A 23,118-nucleotide genomic window follows, 5' to 3' on the forward strand; every position below is an offset into this window, starting at 1 on the left:
ATCAAACTCCCAACTTCCACGACAGGGTGCGCAGCAGATCGGCGAAGACGCCCGCCGCCGTCACATCATTTCCCGCGCCGTATCCGCGCAGCACCAGCGGGATCGGCTGATAATAACGGCTGTAAAACGCCAGGGCGTTCTCGCCGTTTTTCACTTTATAGAGCGGATCGTTGCTGTCGACCGCGTCAATCTTCACTTTGCAGACGCCGCCCTCTTCAATCGCGCCGACGAAGCGTAACACTTTTCCCTGGTCACGCGCTGCGGCGACGCGCGCGGCGAAGGCGCTGTCCAGCTCCGGCAGACGCTGCATAAATACCTCGACGTCGGCGATCTCGTTCAGGCTGGCAGGCAGCAGTGGCTCAATCTCGATATCGCTCAGCTCCAGCTTATGGCCCGCTTCGCGCGCCAGGATCAGCAGCTTGCGCGCCACGTCCATGCCGGAGAGGTCGTCGCGCGGATCGGGCTCGGTAAAGCCCATGTCGCGCGCCAGCTTCGTCGCTTCCGAGAGCGACACGCCCTCGTCCAGCTTGCCGAAAATAAAGGAGAGCGAACCCGAAAGGATACCGGAAAACTTAATCAGCTCGTCGCCAGCATTTAACAGATTTTGCAGGTTTTCAATTACCGGCAGTCCTGCGCCGACGTTGGTGTCGTAGAGGAATTTGCGACGCGATTTCGCGGCGGCGGCGCGCATCTGCTGGTAGTAGTTCCAGGAAGAGGTGTTGGCCTTTTTGTTCGGCGTGACCACGTGGAAACCGTCGCCGAGGAAGTCGGCGTAGAGATCGGCCACCGCCTGGCTGGAGGTGCAGTCGACGATGACCGGGTTAAGCAGATGATACTCTTTCACCAGTCGAGTGAGGCGGTCAGGATTAAACGACTCTTTCGCTTCGCTCAGCGCGCCTTTCCAGTCGCTCAGGTCGATGCCATGCACGTTGGTCAGCAGCGCGCGCGAATTGGCGATGCCGCAGACGCGCAGATCGATATGCTTCTGTTTCAGCCACGCCTGCTGGCGATAGAGCTGATCCAGCAGCGCGCCGCCGACGCCGCCGACGCCGACCACAAAGACTTCAATCACCTGATCGGTGGCGAACAGCATCTGGTGCACCACGCGCACGCCCGTGGTGGCGTCGTCGTTGCTCACCACCACCGAGATGGAGCGCTCTGACGAGCCCTGCGCGATGGCAACGATATTGATGTTAGCGCGCGCCAGGGCGGAGAAGAATTTAGCGGAGATGCCGCGCAGGGTACGCATGCCGTCGCCGACCACGGAGATCACCGCCAGCTGTTCCATTACCCCTAGCGGATCGAGCAGGCCATCTTTCAGCTCCAGGTAGAACTCCTCTTCCAGCACGCGGCGCGCCCGCGCCTGCTCGTTCTGCGGCACGCAGAAGCTGATGCTGTATTCGGAAGAGGACTGGGTAATCAGCACCACCGAAATGCCGGTGCGGGACATGGCGGCGAAGACGCGCGCCGCCATGCCGACCATGCCCTTCATGCCCGGTCCGGAAACGTTGAACATCGCCATATTGTTCAGATTGGTGATGCCCTTGACCGGATTCTCGTCCTGCTCTCCTTCGCCGCCGATCAGGGTGCCAGGCGCCTGCGGGTTGGCGGTGTTTTTGATCAGGCACGGGATCTGAAACTGCGCGATAGGCGCGATGGTACGCGGATGCAGCACTTTCGCGCCGAAATAGGAGAGCTCCATCGCCTCCTGGTAAGACATTGACTTCAGCAGGCGGGCGTCGGGCACCTGACGCGGATCGCAGGTATAGACGCCATCTACGTCGGTCCAGATTTCACAGCAGTCGGCGCGCAGACAGGCGGCCAGCACTGCGGCGGAGTAGTCGGAGCCGTTGCGCCCCAGCACCACCAACTCCCCCTTCTCGTTACCAGCGGTGAAGCCAGCCATCAGGATCATGTTTTGCGGCGGGATCTGGCTGGCGGCAATACGGCGCGTCGATTCGGCGATATCCACGGTGGATTCGAGATAGTGGCCGACGGCCAGCAGCTTCTCTACCGGGTCGATGACGGTAACGCCGTGGCCGCGCGCCAGCAGCAGCGCCTCCATAATAGCGATGGAGAGCTTCTCGCCGCGGCAGATAATGGCGGCGTTGACGCTGTCGGGACACTGCCCCAGCAGGCTGATGCCGTGCAGCACCTGTTTCAGCTGAGCGAACTCCAGGTCGACGCGGGTTTTCTGCCCGTCATAGTCGAAGCCTGGCTGCTGCTGCGCCAGCCCCTGCAGCAGTTCGTCGAAAATACGCTCGGCGTCGCTGATATTGGGCAACGCGTCCTGACCGCTGATGGTTTTCTCAATCATCGCCACCAGATGGTTGGTAATTTTCGCAGGTGCAGAGAGTACGGTGGCAACCTGTCCCTGCTGCGCATTGCTTTCCAGAATGTCAGCGACGCGAAGAAAACGTTCCGCGTTCGCTACCGAGGTCCCACCGAATTTCAGCACTCGCATGTTAAAGCTCTCCTGAATTTTTGCCGAAAAAAAAGCCCGCACTGTTCAGGTGCGGGCTTTTTTCTGTTTTTCCTGTATGCGTCAGCCCGCACCGTTACCTGTGGTAATGGTGGTTGTAATAATGGTGATGTTCAGGCTGGTTGAGTTACGCATTGAGATTTTTTCTGTCTGTCTTTTAGAGTCTGTCTGCCTTCCAGAAGTAAAGCAAAGCGCCGATCAAGTCAACGAATTTGTCCGGCGGCCACTTTTTCGCCGCTGCGCACTGCTGCCTGCCGGGGCGGGGATCGCCTACAGAATCGTTTGCCCGCAGCAGGCTTTTTGCGATCAGCCGCTATGAATGGCGCTTTTTCAGGAAGATTTATCTATAAGTTTTTTTTCTACATCATGCAGGAGACGATGCAGCATGGCGCTGTCGCGCTGCTCCAGCAGGCCGATACGCTGATCGATCCAGTCGGCCATTTTGCGATCGTCGCCTACCTCAAGCGTCTGCAGCAGCCGTTCAAAACGGTGGCGCAGCGCCTCCAGCTGCTGGGCGTCCGCCGGAGGGGCCACCGGCGGCGTCACGCGATTAAGCGCGGAGAGCTGATAGCAGTACACCATGACCGCCTGACCAAGGTTGAGCGAGGGATAATCTTGTGCCATCGGAATGCCGGTCAGCAGATCGACCTGATCCAGCTCTTCATTGGTCAACCCGCTATCCTCGCGCCCAAAGACCAGCGCCATACTGTTTACCCACTGACGCTTCTCCAGCAGTTGCGCTTCAACCTGCTGCGGCGTGGCGTAATAGCGGAATCTGGCGCGGCTGCGCGCCGTGGTGGCGACGGAAAAGTCGATATCGGCCAGCGCGTCGCTCAGGGCGTCAAAGGTGCGCAGATTATCGAGGATCTCGCCCGCGCCGTGCGCGACCCGGCGCGCAGCGGGATCTTGCCAGGCGTCGCTGGCGACGATGCGCAGCTCGTTAAAGCCCATCGTTTTCATCGCCCGCGCCGCTGCGCCAATATTTTCCGCCCGGGCGGGCGAAACCAGAATAAGGGGGAACCGCATGATTATTCCATTTGTGTTTAGAAATCGCGCCGTATAGTAGCACGTGCTGCGGTTAAAGCCGGAATGTCGCCGTTTAAGAAAATAATTTGTTAACGATGTTAAATTTGAATAAACAACGCTGAAATCTCATAAAGCGTTCCGAGTCGGCGATAACTAAAATTAATTCCTGAAAAATCTTCTCTATCAGAAGATTATGGAAAGCTTCTCTGCAATTATCATTTGCGTATACATAATGTGAATATGTAGCGAAATTGATATTTTTTGTGAGCTAAGCTTGCATTACAAGAGAAGTTTTTCACATAAGTGTTAACGTGCTACAATTGCATTTGATATAAGTCAACGAAGCGTTGTTTTTATGCTTATCGGTTGTTGTTGGTGCTGTTAGGTTGCTGTTAATACGGTTAGGATATGCGCCAAAAGATTCTCTCCTGGGGCAGGCAATATTCATTCTGACTGGCTGAGCTAACACTGTTGTTGACGTTGATAGATGGTGTATCAAGAACATAATTTCGTACAACGGTTAAGCGCCACACACCGCGCTTTTTAGCGAGCCTGAATACCCGCGTACGCCCTGTTTTCGATTTGTTGGCAAATTTTAGGTAGCGAAACATGCAGACCCCACACATTCTTATCGTTGAAGACGAACTGGTCACGCGTAACACCCTCAAAAGCATTTTTGAGGCGGAAGGTTATGTCGTGTATGAGGCAACCGACGGCGCTGAAATGCATCAGGTATTGACCGATAACGACGTCAACCTGGTGATCATGGATATCAACCTGCCAGGCAAAAACGGCCTGCTGCTGGCGCGCGAGCTGCGCGAGCAGGCAAACGTGGCGCTGATGTTTCTGACCGGTCGTGATAATGAAGTGGACAAAATCCTTGGTCTGGAGATCGGCGCGGATGACTACATCACCAAACCTTTCAACCCGCGTGAGCTGACCATCCGCGCGCGCAATCTGCTGTCGCGCACCATGAATCTGGCGATGCCGAGCGAAGAGCGCCGTCAGGTGGAAAGCTACAAGTTCAACGGCTGGGAGCTGGATATCAATAGCCGCTCGCTGATCAGCCCTAACGGCGAACAGTATAAACTGCCGCGCAGCGAGTTCCGCGCCATGCTGCACTTCTGTGAAAACCCGGGCAAAATTCAGACCCGCGCCGATCTGCTGAAGAAGATGACCGGCCGTGAGCTGAAGCCGCACGACCGCACCGTCGACGTCACCATTCGTCGCATCCGCAAGCATTTTGAATCTACGCCGGATACCCCGGAGATCATCGCCACTATTCACGGCGAAGGCTACCGCTTCTGCGGCGATCTGCAGGAATAAAAAACCTGCCGGACTCGCGGGCTGGCTGACTCTGCCAGCTCGGCCCGCCTCACCCGCGAGCGAGCTTTAGCCGCCGTCGATAAAAAACGCCCCGAAGGGCGTTTTTTTATTCCCGCCACGGCATAATCGGCACCGCGCTCAGCGCATTCTTCGGCGATCCCTCAACCACCCTGTCAGAGTAACTCAGGTAGATCAGCGCATGGCGCTTCTGATCGAAAAAACGCACCACCTGCAGCTTTTTAAACACCAGCGAGGTCCGCTTCTTGAAGACGACTTCGCCCTGCGCCTTGCCATTAGCGATGGCGTCGCTCAGCTCAACCGGCCCGACCTGCTGGCAGGAGATCGCCGCGTCGGCGGTATCTTCGGCCAGACCCAGGCCGCCCTTAATGCCGCCGGTTTTCGCCCGGCTGATATAACAGGTTACATTTTTTACATCCGGATCGTCGAATGCCTCAACCACGATCTTATGATCGGGCCCAAACATCTTGAATACCGTATCAACCGAGCCGATCTCTTCGGCCATAACCGGCGATGCCAGCAGCAGCGTGGCGAATGAAGCAGCGAAAAAGCGGGATATTGTCATAGCGTTACCATTGCAAACCTAATAGACGAGCATGTAATGTACTGGCAATTGGCCGCGTTGACCAAACCAGAACCGGTTTTATCCCACATTGACATGGCACAATCTCCCAACAAAACTGCCCACGCCTGATGTGCAATTAGTGCTATTATTCGGCGACTGCGTTAGTCGCACCCAGAGAGAATGAGGATGTTTTATGGACCAAGCCGGTATCATTCGAGATTTGCTTGTCTGGCTGGAGAGCCATCTGGATCAGCCCCTTTCACTGGACAATGTTGCCCTGAAAGCGGGTTATTCTAAATGGCATTTACAACGGATGTTCAAAGACGTCACGGGTCATGCCATCGGCGCCTATATCCGCGCTCGCCGCCTGTCTAAAGCGGCCGTAGCGCTGCGCCTGACCAGTCGCCCGATTCTGGACATCGCTCTGCAGTACCGTTTCGATTCCCAGCAGACCTTTACCCGCGCCTTTAAAAAACAGTTTAACCAGACGCCCGCATGGTATCGCCGCTCATCGGAATGGAACTCATTCGGCATTCGTCCGCCGATTCGCCTTGACGACAACAGCATGCCGGAGTCGACCTTCGTCACCCTGCCAGAAACCGTGCTGGTCGGGCAAACGCAAACCTACAGCTGCACCCTGGAGCAGATCTCCAGCTACCGCGACGAGATGCGCATTCACTTCTGGAAGCAGTTCCTGCTGGAAACCGACACCGTTCCGCCGGTGCTTTACGGCCTGCATCAGGTGCGCGCCAGCCAGGAGAAGGATGACGAGCAGGAGATTCTTTACACCACCGCCGTGCCGTCCGATCAGGCGGTGAATCTGCACTCCGGCCAGAGCGTACTGCTGGAGGCGGGCGACTACGTGCAGTTCACCTATAACGGCCCGCGCGACGAGCTGCAGGAATTTATTCTGCTGCTCTACGGCACCTGCATGCCGACGCTCGGCCTGACGCGCCGCCAGGGCCAGGATATCGAACGCTTCTACACCCATGGCGGCAAGAAGCGTCCCGAGCCGCCGCAAGAGATCCGCTGCGAATATCTCATCCCGATTCGCCGCCAGCAGGCGGGCTGATCGTTAAGATGCCGTCATTACGACGGCATTTTTTTAGCGCTGCAGCTCATCCAGCGCGGGCGCGTCAAGATGCGAAATATCACCCGCCGTTTCTACCACCCAGCCTTCCGCCAGCCAGGCGCTCTGCTGGTGATCGACGCGCGAGATAGAGCAGTTACGCAGGCGCAGACGGCGCTCCGCATGGGCCGGCAGGCCAAGAATGGTGCTAATCAGCACGCCGAGCGCCATCCCGTGACTCACCAGCAGCGGTCGGCTGCCAGCGGGCAGCGCCAGACAGGCGTTCAGCGCCTCATGCATGCGCGCCGCCATCTCCGCCATCGATTCGCCCTGCGGAATGCGGCCGTCTACGGTGCCATCCACCAGCGCGCTGCGCCAGCGCTCTTCCTCTTCGGTTAGCCCGTCCAGCGGACGCTTCTCCAGCACGCCCATATTCAGCTCGCGCAGGCGCGGCTCCAGCGTCACCGTACAGCCGCAGGCGTCAGCGATGATCTCCGCGGTGCGCTGCGTGCGGCCCAGATCGCTGGCGATAACATGCGTAATGCCAAGCTGTTTTACGCGCTCACCCACCTGGTGGGCCTGTTGCTCTCCTTTCTCCGTCAGCGGACTGTCGGATTGTCCCTGAATGCGGCGTTGCGCATTCCATACCGTTTCACCGTGACGAACAAGATAGACCTGTAGCATGCTGAGTTTCCGTTATACTGCGACAAATTTGCCTAAAGGGTTCAATAGATTATGTACCAGGTTATCGCAGCCACCATCAATCCGGCAAAAATTCGCGCCATCTCTCAGGCGTTCAACGACGTTTTCGGCGAAGGATCCTGCCATATTCGCGGGGTCGAGGTCGATAGCGGCGTCGCGGCGCAGCCCCTGAGCGATGCGGAAACGCGAACCGGCGCACGCCAGCGCGTCGCCAATGCGCGCCAGGTTGCGCCGCAGGCGGATTTTTGGGTAGCGATTGAGGCCGGTATAGAGGCGGATTGCGCCTTTGCCTGGATGGTCATTGAAAACGCCGACCAGCGCGGCGAGTCGCGCTCCGCCAGCTTTACGCTGCCGCCGGTGGTGATGGCGGGCCTGAGCGCCGGGCGCGAGCTGGGCGACGAGATGGCGCGGCTGACCGGCGTGGAGAATATCAAACATAAAGGCGGCGCTATCGGCGCCTTTACGCAGGGTCTGCTGACCCGCTCCAGCGTTTATCATCAGGCGCTTATTCTGGCGCTCTGCCCGTTTACTCATCCGCTTTATCAGCGCTGAGGTCGCCGCGTCCCAGCTGCGCCTCCAGCCAGCGCCGCAGTTCAGGCGGCGCCTCTTTCAGGCTGTTCGAGCCGCGCGTAATGGTGGCGATGCCGACGCCCAGCTCGTTTTTCAGCTCGCGCTGGCTCATCGCGCCGTTCATTAGCTCCTCGACGATGCGCAGGCGCGTGCCGAGCGCTTCGCGCTCGTCCGGCGTCAGCATCAGCTGCAGCAAAGGCAGCGCCACATCATCGGCGTAAGCCTGCTGCATCAGCGCGGTAAAGCGCCGCCAGTTATCTTCAGAAAGGGAATGTTGCGCCGACCGGGCGGGAGATTGCGTCATCAAACAGGCTTCCGTACTCACTAACGAGTACGGAAGCATAGCACGCTAGTAGCGGCGGTTCCACTCGCTGTCCGACAGCACCTTATCCGGTTCGCCCATAAAGTGGCGATAGTAGGCGTCGTAGGCCAGCACGTTTTTCACGTAGCCGCGCGTTTCAGAGAAAGGAATGGTCTCGATAAAGGCGACCGCATCGAGATTGCCCGCGCTGACGTTTTGCCAGCTACGCACGCGCCCCGGTCCCGCATTGTAGGCCGCGGAGGCGAAAATGCGGTTCTGCCCGAACTGCTGATAGACATACTCCAGATACTGGGTGCCGATCTGAATATTGGTCTGCGGATCGAGCAGCTGGTTGCTGTTCATATAGCCGGGAATGTTATACATCTTCACGGTGTGCGCCGCCGTCGCTGGCATCACCTGCATCAGGCCGCTGGCGCCGACCGGCGAGCGCGCTTTCGGGTTCCAGGCGCTCTCCTGGCGTGAGATCGCCATGGCGTAGCTCGGCGCGATGCCTTTGTCGCGGGTATTGCTTGTATAGAAGCTCTCCCACGCCAGCGGGAAGCGCTCTTTCAGGCTGTCCCACATCTTCGCCGTGATGGTCGCCTGCACGCTGAGATCCCACCAGTCCTGTTCGTTGGCGTAGCGCGCCAGCATCTGCTGCTGCGTGTGGTTTTTGCTGGCGATAAGGTTGGCCCACTCGCTGCGCGCCAGATTGTCCAGCCCCCAGTACATCAGCTCGCGCACGCGCGCCAGCTCCGGCCCCTGCACCGTCGCGCTGTCGGGCTTCGGCGCTTCATCAATCTGAAGCGGATATTTCACGCCCAGCCGCTGCGCCGCCACCATCGGGTAGAAGCCGCGCGCCTGCATCAGCTTATGCAGGATTTCGTCCGCCTCCTCTTTGCGCCCCTGGGAATAGAGCAGATCGGCCTGCCAGTACTGCCATTCATCTTTCTCTTTCGCCTCGAGCGGCAGCCGCGCGATCCAGGTATTCAGACCCCGGCGATCGTTCTGCGACAGCGCCAGACGCACCCGGCGTTCAATCAGCGCCGTAGACTGGCTGTTCATCACCACGGCATCGCGCCAGCGCGCCTGCTCTGAGGTTAGATCGCTGCCCATCATGCGCCAGACCACGATCTCCTTCAGCGCCTGCTCGTCGTCCGCTTCCATCTTCTGGCCGCGTACCAGCAGCGGAATCATGCTGCGCGCATTCTCCATATCGGCGCGCGCGACGCGGGTAAAGGCGTAAATCGTCGCCTGACGGGTAAAATCGGTCGGCCCGACCGTCTGCGCGAAGTTCACCACCGTCTGCGGATCGTTCTGCAAGGCGAGCACGCCCGTGGCGATGGTCTGGTAATCTTCCGGCAGGCTTTTCGCCAGGTAACTCACCAGGCTGTCGTTGCCCGCCTTCATCGCGAGGCGAATGCGTTCCAGCACGGTAATCGGCGACATCTGGCCGGAAGATTGCCAGACGGAGAAGAGGCGGTCGCAGTCGTTGGGCAGCGCGGTGCCGCGCAGCCAGATCGCCTTCGCCCCCTCAAACGCCTGCTGCTGCGCGCCCGTCGCCCATTTGGCATAGAGCCAGTTGCAGCGCGCCTGTACCGGCGTGGGCGCTTCCGGGCTAAAGCTCAGAATGCCCTGCCAGTCCTGGCGGTGCGCCAGCACGTTGACGAAGCGGGTTTTCAGCGAGCGCGCCGGCGGCAGCGTCGGATATTGCTGGATAAAGTTGTTAACGGCGAGCGGCGTTTCCTGATCGAGATCCTGCGCCAGCAGGCGGTACTGCAGGTAAGGGTATAACGGATAATCCTGTAGCGTCGGCAGCAGCTGCTCCACCGTCGCCATCTGGTTGCTGTCCCACGCCTGTTTAATCTGTTGATAACGTTCTCGCTGCTGATCCAGCGAGTCTGCCCATGCGCTGCTGGCCACTGCGGCCAGACAGATCCCTGTCATCCAGTTACGCCACTTCTCCACGAAAATCTCCTCTGTTGCTGCTCTCCGGCTGCGTGCCAGGCATTCTTCATGCTAACCAGGGGAGCCGGCTCTTGCCATGTTCTTCACAAAATTTACGCAAGGCGACGCACAGGTCGGCTAAAAGCGAGTTGCTGGCTGGCGCGCGGCAATGTGATTCTGTTAAAAATCCGTGTAGAAGGCGCGCATGGCGGCGTTTGCGGGGCGATCTGATTACAGGTAAGATTGATCCCCTGCCGGCCTGGGCGCGCAACACATTAAAATGGCGGCAATTATCGCGGTTAACCGGATACGCCCTCTCTTCCACGGCGCATCACTTTCGGCTATCAATCCCAACAGAGACCTCTATGGAAACCCGGCGCGACGAACGCATTCAGAAACTGACCCTGGCGCTAAAACGCACCGACAAGCTGCATCTGAAAGATGCCGCGCAGCTTTTAGGCGTCTCGGAGATGACCATTCGACGCGATCTGAGCGAACCGGCCTCGACCGTGGTGCTGCTGGGCGGCTATATCGTCAGCGATCCGAAAAGCCATGGCGGCCACTATTTTGTTTCGGATCAGCACGGTCAGAACGCGGCGAAAAAGCAGCGCCTGGCGCAGGCTGCCGCCAGCCTGATCGGCGAGAACGACACGGTGTTTTTCGACTGCGGCACCACTATTCCCTATATCGTCGACGCCCTGCCCGAGGATCTGCCCTTTACCGCTGTCTGCTGCGCCATGAACACCTTCCTGGCGCTCAAAGAGAAACCGGCCTGCAACGTGATCCTGAGCGGCGGCGAGTTTCACGCCGACAACGCCCTGTTCACGCCGATCGGCGCGCACTCGGTGCTTGACGACCTCTGCCCGACGCTGGCGTTTATCTCGGCGGCCGGCATCGATATAGCGCAGGGCGCGACCTGCTACAACCTCAACGAGCTGGCGATGAAACATCACGCCATGCTGCGTGCGCGCCAGCGTATCCTGGTGGCGGACAGCAGCAAATTTGGCAAGGTGCTGCCCGCACGCATCGGCGAGCTGCACCGCTTTGACCTGCTGGTCAGCGACAGCGCGCCGGACAGCGCGCTGGCGGAGTGGCTGGCGCAGCAGCCGCTGCCGCTGCGTCTGCCCGAGCCGGTCTGACCCCGCCTTTTCTCTTTACGCGTAACAACGCCGCACGCCCGGAATTATCCCGGCGCGCGGCTGGGATTAGCCAGGCAAAAAGGCTAAACTTCGTCACTAATTCACCCACCAGAATCAGAGGCTCATTACAACGTGGCTCAATTCGTCTATAGCATGCATCGCGTCGGCAAAGTGGTTCCGCCGAAGCGTCATATTCTAAAGAACATCTCCCTCAGCTTTTTCCCGGGCGCGAAAATCGGCGTGCTCGGCCTGAACGGCGCGGGTAAATCCACGCTGCTGCGCATCATGGCGGGCATTGATAAAGATATCGAAGGGGAAGCGCGTCCGCAGCCGGGCATCAAAGTGGGTTATCTGCCGCAGGAGCCGCAGCTTAACCCGGAACAGACGGTGCGCGAATCTATCGAAGAAGCGGTCTCCGAAGTGGTCGGCGCGCTGAAGCGTCTGGATGAGGTTTACGCGCTCTACGCCGAGCCGGACGCCGACTTCGACAAGCTGGCGGCCGAACAGGGTCGTCTGGAAGAGGTTATTCAGGCGCACGACGGCCATAACCTGGAAACGCAGCTGGAGCGCGCCGCCGATGCGATGCGCCTGCCGGACTGGGACGCCAAAATCGGCAACCTCTCCGGCGGTGAGCGTCGCCGCGTGGCGATGTGCCGCCTGCTGCTGGAAAAACCAGACATGCTGCTGCTGGACGAACCGACCAACCACCTGGACGCCGAGTCCGTGGCCTGGCTGGAGCGCTTCCTGCACGAGTTCGAAGGCACCGTCGTGGCGATTACCCACGACCGTTACTTCCTCGACAACGTTGCAGGCTGGATCCTTGAGCTGGACCGCGGCGAAGGCATTCCGTGGGAAGGCAACTACTCCTCCTGGCTGGAGCAGAAAGATCAGCGTCTGGCGCAGGAAGCGTCAGCTGAAGCCGCCCGCCGCAAATCGATTGAGAAAGAGCTGGAGTGGGTGCGTCAGGGCACGAAGGGCCGCCAGTCGAAAGGCAAGGCGCGTCTGGCCCGCTTTGAAGAGCTGAACAGCACCGAATACCAGAAGCGTAACGAGACCAGCGAACTCTTTATTCCGCCGGGTCCGCGCCTGGGCGACAAAGTGGTCGAGGTGAAAAACCTGACCAAATCCTACGGCGACCGCGTGCTGATCGACGATCTCTCTTTCTCGGTGCCGAAAGGCGCTATCGTCGGCATTATCGGCCCGAACGGCGCGGGTAAATCGACCCTGTTCCGCATGATGACCGGTCAGGAGCAGCCCGATTCCGGCAGCATCGAGCTGGGCGAAACCGTCAAGCTGGCGTCGGTCGATCAGTTCCGTGACGCGATGGATAACTCAAAAACCGTATGGGAAGAGGTTTCGGGCGGACTGGACACCATGCGTATCGGCACCTTCGAGATGCCGAGCCGCGCCTACGTCGGCCGCTTCAACTTCAAAGGCACCGACCAGGGTAAACGCGTTGGTGAGCTGTCGGGTGGTGAGCGCGGCCGTCTGCATCTGGCGAAGCTGCTGCAGGTTGGCGGCAACCTGCTGCTGCTTGACGAACCGACCAACGACCTGGACATCGAAACCCTGCGCGCGCTGGAAAACGCCCTGCTGGAGTTCCCGGGCTGCGCCATGGTGATCTCGCACGACCGCTGGTTCCTCGACCGCATCGCGACCCATATCCTCGACTATCAGGATGAGGGCAAGGTGGAGTTCTTCGAAGGTAACTTCAGCGAGTACGAAGAGTACAAGAAACGCACCCTCGGCGCGGACGCGCTGGAGCCGAAGCGTATTAAGTACAAGCGTATCAGCAAGTAATGCAAAAGGCGGCAGCGATGCCGCCTTTTCTCTTTTTGTGACTGCCTGCGCCTTTTCCTGTGGCTTCGCCCAATTCTTCCCGCCATTGCACCTTTAACCCTGGGCTGCTGCCCGATGCTGCGTTAACGCCCCCTTTTTATACTCGCTGATGATCTGACCCGATCCACCTTACCGTTCCGGCAGGCTCTGATAATAATTCGCGCCGGAGGTCATCTTACGAGGTCTATGGCATGAAAATAGTTTCAATCGACGTCACGCGTATCGCCATTCCGTTCGACGCGCAGCGGCGCGCGCCCGCACACCAGGAAACCACCTTTAATGCCGCCTCCTCGTCGCTGCGCCGCATGGAAACGCTACTGGTTAAAGTCACCTGCGACAACGGCCTGTGCGGCTGGGGTGAAGCCTTCGGCCACCTGGCCAATCCCGTCACAGAACAGGCGATTTGCACGCTGGTGGCGCCTGCCTTTATCGGCAAACCGCTGCCGGATTCACCAGACGCCATCGCCGCCCTGATGCAGCAGGCGGAAAAAGCGCTGCACGCCTTTGGCCGCAGCGGCCCGGTGCGCTACGCGCTCTCCGCCGTGGATATCGCGCTCTGGGACGCGCTCGGGCAGCGGCTGCATCAGCCGCTCTGGCAACTGCTTGGCGCCACACGGCAGCGCATTGCGCGCTACGCCAGCCTGGTGAGCTACGATAACCAGCCCGACGCCGTCGCCGCGCAGGTCAGACGCGCCTGGGATGAGGGCTTTACCACCCTCAAACTGCACGAAACCACCTTCGAGGCCATCCAGGCCGCGCGCGCCGCGCTGCCAGCGCAGGCGGAACTGCTGGTCGACGTCAACTGCCCCTGGACGCGGGAAGAGGCCGCCCGGCAGGCGCACGAGCTGCGTTCGCTCCAGCTCGGCTGGCTGGAAGAGCCGATCTGGCCGCCCGACGACTATCAGGGGCTGGCGCGGCTCAAGCGCGTCGGCGTGCCGCTGGCGGCGGGTGAAAACGTCGACGGCGACTGGGGCTTTATGCACCTGCTGGAAAACGGCGCGGTGGATGTGGCGCAGCCCAGCGTGGCGAAAGTGGGCGGTATCAGCGCGGCGCTGCGCGTCTTCTCCGCCGCGCAGCAGTATCGCGTGCGCGTGGTGCCCCACTGTTTCTATTACGGCGCTGGCCTGCTGGCGACCGCGCATCTGGTCGCGCTGCTGCCCGATGATATCAAGCTGGAGACGCCCTGGATCGATTTCGAAGCGCGCCTCTACCCCGATCTGCCGCGCGATGTCACCTTTACCCTCTCCTCGCGTCCCGGCCTGGGCTACGTGCCGGATGAAGAGGTGCTGCGCCACTACCGCCTCTCGCTGAGCCAGATTACCGATAAAGGAGTTCGCCGCTATGCGTAAAAACTATCGCGTGGTGATCGCGCTGCTGCTCTTCTTCGCTGGCATGCTGAACTATCTCGACCGCGCTGCGCTCTCGGTGATGGCGCCGCTGATTAAAAGCGATCTCCATATCAACGACGCGGAGATGGGCATCCTGTTTAGCTGCTTTTTTATCGGCTACTGCGCCTTCTGCTTTCTCGGCGGCTGGGCGGCGGACCGCTTCGGCCCGCGCCGCGTCTACGCCTGGGCGGCGGGCGTCTGGTCGCTGTTTTGCGGCGCCACCGCGCTGGTCACGGGCTTCGCCCATCTGCTGATTGTGCGCATGCTGTTCGGCATCGGCGAAGGACCGATGGGCACCACCACCAATAAATCGATCGCCAACTGGTTTCCAAAAAAAGAGACGGGACGCGCTGTCGGCTTTACTAATGCCGGTCAGCCGCTCGGGGCGGCAATCGCGGCGCCGGTGGTCGGGCTGGTGGGTCTGCACTACGGCTGGCGCATCGCCTTTGTCGTGATCGCCCTGCTTGGCTTTGTCTGGGTCGCCTGCTGGCTATGGCTGTTCCGCGACAAGCCGGAAGATCACCCGCGCGTCGGCCCGGCCGAACGTGAGCTTATCAGCCGCCAGCGCCCGGCAACCCAGGCGGCGACCGCGCCGCAGCAGGACCGCCACTCCCTGTGGCGCTACGTCTTTTCGCTGCCGGTGCTGGGCGTGGCGAGCGCCTTTTTCTGCTTTAACTATATCCAGTATTTCTTTCTCTCCTGGCTGCCGAGCTATCTCACCGATTTCCAGCATCTGGATATCAAAAGCATGAGCATTATCGGAATCTTGCCCTGGCTGGGCGCGACGGTGGGCTTCCTCGGCGGCGGCATCGTCTCCGATATGCTGTTCCGCCGCACGCAGAACTTTTTGCTGTCGCGCAAGCTGGTGATCTTTGTCGGGCTGGCGGTGGCGGCGCTGTGTGTGCTGTTAACCGCGTGGAGCCGGGATGTGGTGAGCGCGGTAACGCTGATCACCCTGGCCAGCGTGTTCGCCTATATGACGCCGCAGGCGTGCTGGTCGCTGCTGCAGGATATCGTGCCAGCGGGCCGCATCGGCACCGCGGGCGGCTTTGTCCATCTGCTGGCGAACCTGGCGGGGATTCTGTCGCCGGGCATTACCGGCTTTCTGATCCAGTATGGCGGCGGATACCATACGGCGTTTCTGCTGGCGAGCGCGCTGGCGGTGGCGGGCATGCTGCTGCTGGCGCTGCTGGTGCGGCAAAAAGGGGTTAATACGCTGCGTGCGCTGGCAGCGAACTGAAGCGTGCGGGGGCGAGGCCCCCGCTTTCAGGCAGGTTTTGGGCTTTTGCCGTCCATCATCCCTTTCACCAGCTCAATACAGCGCAGGAAACGCGTATCGTAATCGTCTTCGCGCACGTGCACAAAATCGACGTTGTTCTCCCGCAGCATGGTCACCAGCATTGACTGGAACTCGCGGCGGTCCACCGAGCTGCCCAGGCTGCGCAGGCCGTCCGCCACCCAGGGCACGTTATTCTCCAGCAGGATCACCAGGTCGAAGCGATACTCGTCGATCAGCGCCTGCACGAAGGGATGCTCCCGCCCTTCATACTTCAGGCAGAACGCCTGGGTGGTGATGAAATCGGTATCGATAAAGGCGACTTTATTGGCGTACTTCACCGCAAAGTCGATGTACTGCGCCTGGCCAAGGGCGATCTTGTCGTAGTCGGAATATTGCAGCGCCATCTCGTCGCCGCCGAGATGCGAGAAGACATAGTCGCGGCCGTACTCCCAGGCGCTGGTAGTGTTGAAAATGTTGGCCAGCTTGTTGACCAGCGTCGATTTGCCGCTGGATTCCCCGCCGAGCACGGCGACGGTACGCACAAAAAAGGGCTTCACCTCGGTAGGAATATATTCCCAGTAGCGAAAGGGATCCTGACGGATCTGCGCGCCGCTGATATTCATAAAGGATCGCGCCGGATCGACCAGCACGGTGCGCACGCCCAGATGCTGCTGATACATCTCTGCATCCGCAGTTTCGCTGGTGTAGATGCAGTCGGGGGCGATGCCCTGATCGCTGAGAAAGGTTTTTACCCCTTCGCTCCAGATGTCCCAGCCGTGCGGATAGGGCTCAATGCCCTCTTCGTTGAACGAGTGAATGCGGATGTTTTTTTGATACTTGAAGGTTTGCAGCAGCCAGCGCAGCCGATCGCTGACGGTCGGCTGCTGCGACATGGCGCTGTTCTCGAACAGTTCGCGATCGCGCGGATCGTCGTGCCCCATAATAATATGCAGCTCGTCGACCTGGCTGCAGGCGCGCTGGATAAGGTAAATATGGCCGGTGTGCAGCGGATAGAACTTGCCGAACACCACGCCGACGGTTTTATCGCGGCGCGGAAACTCCAGACCCAAAAAGCGATGCAGCGCTTCCAGCTTTTGCGCGCTCGGGCTTTTGATTTTGGCGTTGAGCAGCTGGCTCAGATAGCCCTTGGTCATCCCGCTGGCGTCGGCCACCTGCTGCAGGGTATGCCCCTGCTGGCGAATGGCGGTTTTCAGATAGTCGAACGACGTCATGCTGCCTCCTGCATGGATTGAAGTTGCCTGCGAGTGTACCCGCTCAGCCTTTAAAGCTCATCCAGTATCGCCAGCGCGTCCGCCAGTTTTTTCGCGCTGTAAACCTTCATGCCGTCGATCGCTTTCTTCGGCGCGTTGCCGGCCGGCACGATGGCGCGCTTAAAGCCGTGCTTGGCCGCTTCAGAGATACGCTCCTGGCCGCTCGGCACCGGACGGATCTCGCCCGCCAGCCCGACTTCGCCGAAGATCACCAGGTCCTGCGGCAGCGGGCGGTCGCGCAGGCTCGACACCATCGCCAGCAGCAGCGCCAGATCGGCGCTGGTCTCGGTGACCTTCACGCCGCCGACCACGTTGACAAAAACATCCTGATCGGCCATCTGCAGGCCACCGTGGCGATGCAGCACCGCCAGCAGAATCGCCAGACGGTTCTGCTCCAGCCCCACCGCGACGCGGCGCGGATTGCCCATCATCGAGTGATCCACCAGCGCCTGGATCTCCACCAGCAGCGGACGGGTGCCTTCCCAGACCACCATCACGGAGCTGCCGGAGGTGATCTCGTCGCCGCGCGACAGGAAGATCGCTGAGGGATTGCTGACTTCGCGCATCCCCTGCTCAGTCATGGCGAACACGCCCAGCTCGTTCACCGCGCCGAAGCGGTTTTTATGGCTGCGCAGCGTGCGGAAGCGCGAGTCGGCGTCGCCGTCCAGCAGCACCGAACAGTCAATGCAGTGCTCCAGCACTTTCGGCCCCGCCAGCGAGCCATCTTTGGTGACGTGACCGACCATCACGATCGCCACGCCGCGCGTTTTGGCGAAGCGCGTCAGATAGGCGGCGGTTTCGCGCACCTGCGCCACGCTGCCCGGCGACGACTGGATATCCGCCATGTGCATCACCTGGATGGAGTCGATCACCATCAGCTTCGGCTCTTCCTGCTCGGCGATCTGGCAGATCTGCTCGATGCTGGTTTCCGACAGCATGTTGAGGTTTTCGCTCGGCAGGCCGAGACGGTGCGCGCGCATCGCCACCTGCTGCAGCGACTCTTCGCCGGTGACGTAGAGGGTTTTCATCTCCTGCGCCAGGCGGCACATCACCTGCAGCAGCAGCGTCGATTTCCCCGCGCCGGGATTACCGCCGATCAGGATGGCGCTGCCCGGCACCACGCCGCCGCCCAGCACGCGGTCAAACTCTTTGAAGCCGGTCGAGAAGCGCGGCAGCGCCTCCAGGCTGATTTCCGACAGCTTCTGCACCCGGCTGACGCCCGCGCTGCCGGCGTAGCCGCTCAGGCGCTCATTGCGCGCCGCCGCCGGCGATGCCGCAATACGCACTTCGGTGATGGTGTTCCAGGCGTGGCAGGCGCTGCATTGCCCCTGCCAGCGCGGATAGTCTGCGCCGCATTCGTTACAAACAAAGGCGCGTTTTGCCGCTTTGGCCAAATCAGTACCTCTAACGCTCTTCGTGAATCAAACTGCCGCTGAGGATGCAAAATACGCCCATCAGATCGGCGTGACGGATAGTCACCTGCGTCTGCTCATTCACTTTGGGTTTAGCATGATAAGCGATACCCAGCGCCGCGGCCTTTATCATCGGCAGGTCGTTGGCGCCGTCGCCGATGGCGACGGTTTGCTCCGGCGCGATGTCGAAACGCTGCGCCAGCTTCTTCAGGGTATCCGCTTTGTATTGCGCGTCGACAATCTGTCCCAGCACTTCGCCGGTCAGCCTGCCGTCGCGTATCTCCAGTTCGTTGGCGGCGATGTGCGCCAGGTGCAGGGTATCGCGCAGGTATTCGGCGAAATAAGTAAAGCCGCCGGAGGCGATCGCCACCTGCCAGCCCAGCGCCTGCAGCTTCTGCACCAGCTCGGTCAGCCCCGGCATCAGCGGCAGCGCGTCGCGCACCTGCTTCAGAATAGTGGCGTCGGCGCCTTTCAGCGTCGCCACGCGCTGGCGCAGGCTGGCGGCGAAGTCCAGCTCGCCGCGCATCGCGCGCTCGGTCACTTCTGCGACCAGCTCGCCGCTGCCCGCCAGTTTGGCGATCTCGTCGATGCACTCAATCTGAATCGCGGTGGAGTCCATGTCCATTACCAGCAGGCCCGGCGTTTTCAGATGCGGGATCTTGCCGAGCGGCGCGACGTCGAGGCCGTTCTCGTGGGCCAGCTTCGTGGCGCGCGGCGTCAGCGAACCGGCCAGACGCACCACCTGATAATCGTCAACACGCCAGGCGCTGACGATCACCATCGCCGCACCCAACTGATGTTGATAATGGGTAAGCTGTTGTTTAGTCAGGTCACGGCCATACAGCAGCCAGCCGGTCCGACCGGCACGGTAGTCCAGCGGCATCACTTCGTCGCCGCTCAGGGAAAGGGGTAAACCCGGCCATTCGGAGAGTTCGGCGGGCAGATCGCACCAGGTAAGACGGTTCGGCATCAGAGCTCCTGTAGGGGGACAACAAAACCACGCAAGAGGCTACCTTGTCTGCGCCGCTTCTGGCAACATAATCTCCTGGTTTCTGTTGTGACGTGACACAGGTTATCGATGGCTAAAAGGGCACTGAAATTTCGCTTACACCGCACGGTGATTGTGCTGATCTCGCTGGCGCTGTTGGTCGTGCTGATGCAGGGCGCCTCCTGGTTTAGCCTCGGCCATCAGATGGCGCGATCCGAGCAGGTCGAGGAGCTGGCGCAGACCCTGACGAAGCAGGTCGCCTTTAGCCTGTCGCCGCTGATGGACAACAGCGACGATAACCGCAGCCAGATCGAAGCCATCCTCAATCAGATGACCACCAACAGCCGCATTCTCGACGCCTCGGTTTACGCCGACGACGGCAGCCTGGTGGCGCACAGCGGCGAAAACATTAACGTGCGCGATCGCCTGGCGCTCGACGGCAAGCGCGCCGGCAGCTACTTCAACCATCAGCTGGTAGAGCCGCTCGGCAATAGCGACGGCCCGCTCGGCTTCCTGCGCGTGACGCTGGATACTCATGTGCTGGTCACCGAGTCGCGTCAGGTCGACAACACCACCAATATTCTGCGCCTGATGATGCTGCTGGCGCTGGCCATCGGCATTATTCTGTCGCGCACGCTGCTGCGCGATCGCCGCACCCGCTGGCAGCAGTCGCCGTTTCTGTTGACCGCCAGCACGCCGGTGAAAGAGGATGGCGACGACGACGGCGAGAAGAAAGAGCAGACGCCTTAAGCCACAGGCACGCCCTCTTTATCGGTTTTCGCCATTTCATATGGGGCCAACCAGAGCGTACTCAAGCAAAAGTGCAACTCCATTCACGTCGAATGAATAGCTTCGTGAATAGATTTTAAATGAAAAGAAGCCCGCTTTGCGGGCTTCTTAGCTTTGAATCAGTGGCTACGGTGAATAGATACTCAGGCGATCAGCAGCGCTTTTAGCTCGCCCAGCGAGGTCACCGTCCAGGTCGGGCGAATCGCCTCTGGCAGCGGTCGCGTGCCGTGGTCGATCCAGCAGGTTTTTAAACCGGCGTTCATGCCGCCGAGAATATCGGACTCCGGCGTATCGCCCACCATCAGCACGCGGCTGCGATCCGGGTTGCCCATCTTCTCCAGCGCATAGTCGAAAATCGCCGCGTCCGGCTTCGGCACGCCGACCTGCTCGGAGATCACCAGCGCTGAGAAATAGTCGCGGAAGCCGGTGCGCTCCAGACGCGCCTGCTGCAGCGCGGTAAAGCCGTTGGTGATGATGCCCATCGGCACCTTGTTGTGCAGCGCGTGCATCAGGCTGACCGCGCCCTCCAGCGGCATGCAGATCTCCGACATGGCGCTGAGAAAGCCGCTGTTAAGCACGTCCGGCGCTACGCTCAGCTTCTCCGCCCAGCCGGTAAAACGCCGCGTCTGCAGCTGCAGTGCAGAGATGGCGCCGTTCTGGTAATCGACCCACAGCGGCTTGTTGATCGCCTGATAGTCGGCGTAGTCCTGCGCGGTGAACTGAACGTCGTAACTGGCGAAAAGACGCTGCAACCCGGCAAACGCGTCAAAGTGGAACAGGGTGTCATCGGCATCGAACAGGATGCAATCCCAGTCTTTTAACATTACAGCTCCTTAAAAGCCTACAGCGTCAGCGCCATGATGATGGCGTCTTCACGGCCGCTGGCGGTGGGATAGTAGTTGGGGCGGCGGCTCACCTGGTGGAAGTCGAGCTGCTCGTACAGGGCGATTGCGGGATGATTAGAGGCGCGCACCTCCAGCCACAGCGTTATCACGTCGCGCTTCTCCAGCTCGGCGATAAGATGCTGCAGCAGCTGACGCCCGTAGCCGCGCCGCTGGAAAGCGGGATCGACGGCGATATTAAACAGCGACGCTTCGTCCAGCACCACCTGCGTAATGGCGAAGGCGGCCATCACGCCATCGACGTCGAGGCGATAGTTAAGAAAACGCTCGCCCTGGTTGCTGGCAAAGGTCTGTTCGCGCCACGGAAAAGCGTGGCTGCGGCACTCGATGGCGAAAGCCTGGGCGGTGTCCTCAGGGGTGAGGAAAGAGATCGCTGTCATGGTTACACATCTGTTGCCAGAGCGCGCGCTTCGCCGCGCCGCTGCTGGAGAGTTCATTTAAAGAGGCTGAGTGAAGCGCGACGCCGCTAAAGGGGTGCGGCCCGTCGAGGCCGATCAGCCAGCCCGCGCAGTCGAGCGATTCGGGCAGCATCTGCAGCTGATCGGGCGTCAGCGCCATCACCTGGGCGGGCTGCAGGCCAAGCACGTGCAGCACATCGCGCACCAGCGGCTCGTGCAGGCCGGGCGCGACCTCGGCGACGATAATCAGCTTTGTGCCTGGCGTCAGCCGTACCGCGATTTCGCCCTGAAGCACGCGCGGGCGTCGCAGTTGATACTGCGTTATTCCCATTTGCTGTAACAGCCAGTCGCGCCTGGACGTCATGATTTACCCTTGATGTGCTGCCGGAATGCGACGCTATGCTAGCAAACCCATCGAACATGCGCCAACAAACCACTATAATCGCCGCTCTGATCTAACAGGAGCCTTTCATGTCTGCTTTTACCCCGGCCAGCGAAGTCATACTGCGCCACAGTGATGAATTTACCGCCCGCCACGTCTTATTCGCTGGCGATATGCAGGATGACCTGCCCGCTCAGCTGGAGACCGCCTCATCGCGCGCGCATACCCAGCAGTATCATCACTGGCAAAACCTGAGTCGCCGTCTGGGCGAACGGGCGCGTTACGGCCTGGTGGCAACGCAGGAAGACGTTGAAGGCTGCGACACGCTGATCTACTTCTGGCCGAAAAACAAGCCGGAAGCCCTGTTCCAGCTGATGAACCTGCTCTCCCTGCTGCCGCTGGGCTGCGACATTTTCGTCGTGGGCGAAAACCGCAGCGGCGTGCGCAGCGCCGAAGGCATGGTCGAAGAGTGGGTGACGCTCGACAAAATTGACAGCGCGCGCCGCTGCGGACTCTATCACGGCCGCCTGGAAGGCAAGCCGACGTTCGACGCCGAAAGCTTCCGCGACAGCTACGATCTCGATCCGCTGACCATCTGCACCCTGCCGGGCGTCTTCAGCCGCGACGACCTCGATATCGGCAGCGCGCTGCTGCTCACCACCCTGGCGCCGCACACCAAAGGCAAAGTGCTGGATATCGGCTGCGGCACAGGCGTGCTGTCGGCGGTGCTGGCCAACCACTCGCCGAAGGTGCGTCTGACCCTGTGCGACGTGCACGCCGCGGCGATTGAGGCGAGCAAGGCGACGCTGGCGATCAACGGCTTTGAGGGCGAGGTTTTCCCGAGCAACGTCTTCTCCGACGTCACCGGCCGCTTCGATCTGATCCTCTCGAATCCGCCGTTCCACGAAGGGCGCGAAACCAGCCTGGACGCGGCACAGACCCTAATCCGCGGCGCGGTGAAGCACCTCAACACCGGCGGCGAACTGCGCATTGTGGCCAACGCCTTCCTGCCCTATCCGCAGGTGCTGGACGAAACCTTCGGCAGCCATGAAGTGCTGGCGCAAAACGGGCGCTTCAAGGTCTACCGCGCCGTTTATGGCCGCGGCGCGAAAGCGCGCTAAGCAGCGGCGACGGTGAAAACGTTGCTTTTTACAGCAGTCGCTTCGCCGTCGCGAAATATCTGTTGACGCCGGGTGTAAAATCTCTAGAATGCGCCTCCGTGGTTGCAATACTGTCATGTATTGCTGGTACGCGAAGGTGGCGGAATTGGTAGACGCGCTAGCTTCAGGTGTTAGTGTCTTAACGGACGTGAGGGTTCAAGTCCC

Annotated in this window: 22 protein-coding genes and 1 other annotated feature; of the genes, 9 read left to right on the forward strand and 13 right to left on the reverse strand. The window is 60.4% G+C overall.

Translation table 11 applies throughout. The features are described 5' to 3' along the window. Window position 1 precedes the first annotated feature (1 nt). The 3 genes from thrA to ACR6A7_RS17320 form a co-directional block, all read right to left on the reverse strand. The gene (gene thrA / locus ACR6A7_RS17310) at window positions 2-2,464 is read right to left on the reverse strand and encodes a bifunctional aspartate kinase/homoserine dehydrogenase I (RefSeq protein WP_434126357.1); all 2,463 of its coding nucleotides are present in this window, start codon (window positions 2,462-2,464) and stop codon (window positions 2-4) included. Between the two features lie 25 nt (window positions 2,465-2,489). Beyond that, window positions 2,490-2,607: a sequence feature (Thr leader region), on the reverse strand. After that, on the reverse strand, window positions 2,546-2,617 hold the full coding sequence (gene thrL, locus ACR6A7_RS17315) for a thr operon leader peptide (RefSeq protein WP_071997498.1): 72 nt from the start codon (window positions 2,615-2,617) through the stop codon (window positions 2,546-2,548). It overlaps the preceding feature by 62 nt. 195 nt (window positions 2,618-2,812) lie before the next feature. Next, complete coding sequence (locus ACR6A7_RS17320) at window positions 2,813-3,508, reverse strand: tRNA/rRNA methyltransferase (RefSeq protein WP_434126358.1); 696 nt, start codon at window positions 3,506-3,508, stop codon at window positions 2,813-2,815. A 609-nt stretch (window positions 3,509-4,117) separates the two neighbouring features. Between ACR6A7_RS17320 and arcA the strand changes: the two genes are divergently transcribed. Continuing rightward, window positions 4,118-4,834, forward strand: coding sequence for a two-component system response regulator ArcA (arcA, locus tag ACR6A7_RS17325; protein WP_033749412.1), 717 nt, complete (start codon window positions 4,118-4,120; stop codon window positions 4,832-4,834). Window positions 4,835-4,940: 106 nt separating this feature from the next. On the opposite strand, the gene creA is transcribed toward arcA, so the two are convergent. Then, entirely contained in the window at window positions 4,941-5,417 is a 477-nt protein-coding gene (gene creA / locus ACR6A7_RS17330) for a protein CreA (protein WP_434126360.1), read from the reverse strand. Between the two features lie 193 nt (window positions 5,418-5,610). On the opposite strand from creA, the gene robA reads away from it, so the two are divergent. Next, window positions 5,611-6,489 (forward strand): MDR efflux pump AcrAB transcriptional activator RobA, encoded by an 879-nt coding sequence (gene robA / locus ACR6A7_RS17335; protein WP_434126362.1) that lies wholly within the window; start codon window positions 5,611-5,613, stop codon window positions 6,487-6,489. Between the two features lie 33 nt (window positions 6,490-6,522). Here robA and gpmB read toward each other — a convergent pair whose 3' ends face one another. Further along, window positions 6,523-7,170 carry a 2,3-diphosphoglycerate-dependent phosphoglycerate mutase GpmB gene (gene gpmB / locus ACR6A7_RS17340; protein ID WP_434126364.1) on the reverse strand — a complete coding sequence of 216 codons (648 nt, stop codon included), beginning with the start codon at window positions 7,168-7,170 and terminating at the stop codon, window positions 6,523-6,525. A gap of 51 nt (window positions 7,171-7,221) precedes the next feature. Between gpmB and yjjX the strand changes: the two genes are divergently transcribed. Further along, complete coding sequence (gene yjjX, locus ACR6A7_RS17345) at window positions 7,222-7,740, forward strand: inosine/xanthosine triphosphatase (RefSeq protein ID WP_434126366.1); 519 nt, start codon at window positions 7,222-7,224, stop codon at window positions 7,738-7,740. Here the strand turns inward: yjjX and trpR are convergent. Together trpR and sltY are read right to left on the reverse strand one after the other, a co-directional pair. Further along, complete coding sequence (gene trpR / locus ACR6A7_RS17350) at window positions 7,715-8,062, reverse strand: trp operon repressor (protein ID WP_033793430.1); 348 nt, start codon at window positions 8,060-8,062, stop codon at window positions 7,715-7,717. The two genes, yjjX and trpR, sit on opposite strands and share 26 nt — an antisense overlap. A gap of 45 nt (window positions 8,063-8,107) precedes the next feature. Beyond that, the gene (gene sltY, locus ACR6A7_RS17355) at window positions 8,108-10,027 is read right to left on the reverse strand and encodes a murein transglycosylase (protein WP_434126367.1); all 1,920 of its coding nucleotides are present in this window, start codon (window positions 10,025-10,027) and stop codon (window positions 8,108-8,110) included. A 344-nt stretch (window positions 10,028-10,371) separates the two neighbouring features. Here sltY and deoR point away from each other — a divergent pair, with 344 nt between their 5' ends. From deoR to ACR6A7_RS17375, 4 genes are all read left to right on the forward strand, one after another. Further along, the gene (gene deoR / locus ACR6A7_RS17360) at window positions 10,372-11,145 is read left to right on the forward strand and encodes a DNA-binding transcriptional repressor DeoR (RefSeq protein ID WP_434126369.1); all 774 of its coding nucleotides are present in this window, start codon (window positions 10,372-10,374) and stop codon (window positions 11,143-11,145) included. Between the two features lie 132 nt (window positions 11,146-11,277). Beyond that, a complete protein-coding gene (gene ettA / locus ACR6A7_RS17365) occupies window positions 11,278-12,945 on the forward strand; it encodes an energy-dependent translational throttle protein EttA (RefSeq protein WP_434126371.1) in 1,668 nt (555 codons plus the stop codon). Between the two features lie 230 nt (window positions 12,946-13,175). Continuing rightward, complete coding sequence (locus ACR6A7_RS17370; RefSeq protein ID WP_434126373.1) at window positions 13,176-14,333, forward strand: mandelate racemase/muconate lactonizing enzyme family protein; 1,158 nt, start codon at window positions 13,176-13,178, stop codon at window positions 14,331-14,333. Further along, entirely contained in the window at window positions 14,326-15,612 is a 1,287-nt protein-coding gene (locus tag ACR6A7_RS17375; RefSeq protein ID WP_434126374.1) for an MFS transporter, read from the forward strand. Before ACR6A7_RS17370 ends, ACR6A7_RS17375 begins: the two co-directional genes overlap by 8 nt. 26 nt (window positions 15,613-15,638) lie before the next feature. On the opposite strand, the gene nadR is transcribed toward ACR6A7_RS17375, so the two are convergent. The 3 genes from nadR to serB are packed head-to-tail and all read right to left on the reverse strand — an operon-like array spanning window position 15,639 to window position 19,304. Further along, window positions 15,639-16,883 (reverse strand): multifunctional transcriptional regulator/nicotinamide-nucleotide adenylyltransferase/ribosylnicotinamide kinase NadR, encoded by a 1,245-nt coding sequence (gene nadR / locus ACR6A7_RS17380; RefSeq protein ID WP_434126376.1) that lies wholly within the window; start codon window positions 16,881-16,883, stop codon window positions 15,639-15,641. A gap of 50 nt (window positions 16,884-16,933) precedes the next feature. After that, complete coding sequence (radA, locus tag ACR6A7_RS17385) at window positions 16,934-18,316, reverse strand: DNA repair protein RadA (RefSeq protein WP_434126378.1); 1,383 nt, start codon at window positions 18,314-18,316, stop codon at window positions 16,934-16,936. A 10-nt stretch (window positions 18,317-18,326) separates the two neighbouring features. Continuing rightward, window positions 18,327-19,304, reverse strand: coding sequence for a phosphoserine phosphatase (gene serB, locus ACR6A7_RS17390; RefSeq protein WP_434126380.1), 978 nt, complete (start codon window positions 19,302-19,304; stop codon window positions 18,327-18,329). Window positions 19,305-19,412: 108 nt separating this feature from the next. On the opposite strand from serB, the gene ACR6A7_RS17395 reads away from it, so the two are divergent. Next, window positions 19,413-20,072, forward strand: a complete 660-nt coding sequence (locus ACR6A7_RS17395) for a YtjB family periplasmic protein (RefSeq protein WP_434126381.1) — start codon at window positions 19,413-19,415, stop codon at window positions 20,070-20,072. 182 nt (window positions 20,073-20,254) lie between these two features. Here the strand turns inward: ACR6A7_RS17395 and yjjG are convergent, their stop codons facing one another. The 3 genes from yjjG to ACR6A7_RS17410 are packed head-to-tail and all read right to left on the reverse strand — an operon-like array spanning window position 20,255 to window position 21,775. After that, window positions 20,255-20,935 carry a pyrimidine 5'-nucleotidase gene (gene yjjG, locus ACR6A7_RS17400; protein ID WP_434126383.1) on the reverse strand — a complete coding sequence of 227 codons (681 nt, stop codon included), beginning with the start codon at window positions 20,933-20,935 and terminating at the stop codon, window positions 20,255-20,257. Window positions 20,936-20,952: 17 nt separating this feature from the next. Next, a complete protein-coding gene (rimI, locus tag ACR6A7_RS17405; protein WP_338458498.1) occupies window positions 20,953-21,393 on the reverse strand; it encodes a ribosomal protein S18-alanine N-acetyltransferase in 441 nt (146 codons plus the stop codon). After that, window positions 21,365-21,775, reverse strand: a complete 411-nt coding sequence (locus ACR6A7_RS17410; protein ID WP_434126385.1) for a DNA polymerase III subunit psi — start codon at window positions 21,773-21,775, stop codon at window positions 21,365-21,367. Before ACR6A7_RS17410 ends, rimI begins: the two co-directional genes overlap by 29 nt. A gap of 107 nt (window positions 21,776-21,882) precedes the next feature. On the opposite strand from ACR6A7_RS17410, the gene rsmC reads away from it, so the two are divergent. Continuing rightward, window positions 21,883-22,914 (forward strand): 16S rRNA (guanine(1207)-N(2))-methyltransferase RsmC, encoded by a 1,032-nt coding sequence (gene rsmC / locus ACR6A7_RS17415; protein ID WP_434126386.1) that lies wholly within the window; start codon window positions 21,883-21,885, stop codon window positions 22,912-22,914. Window positions 22,915-23,118: the final 204 nt, after the last annotated feature.

The organism is Pantoea phyllosphaerae, from assembly GCF_051025595.1.
Lineage (GTDB): Bacteria > Pseudomonadota > Gammaproteobacteria > Enterobacterales > Enterobacteriaceae > Pantoea.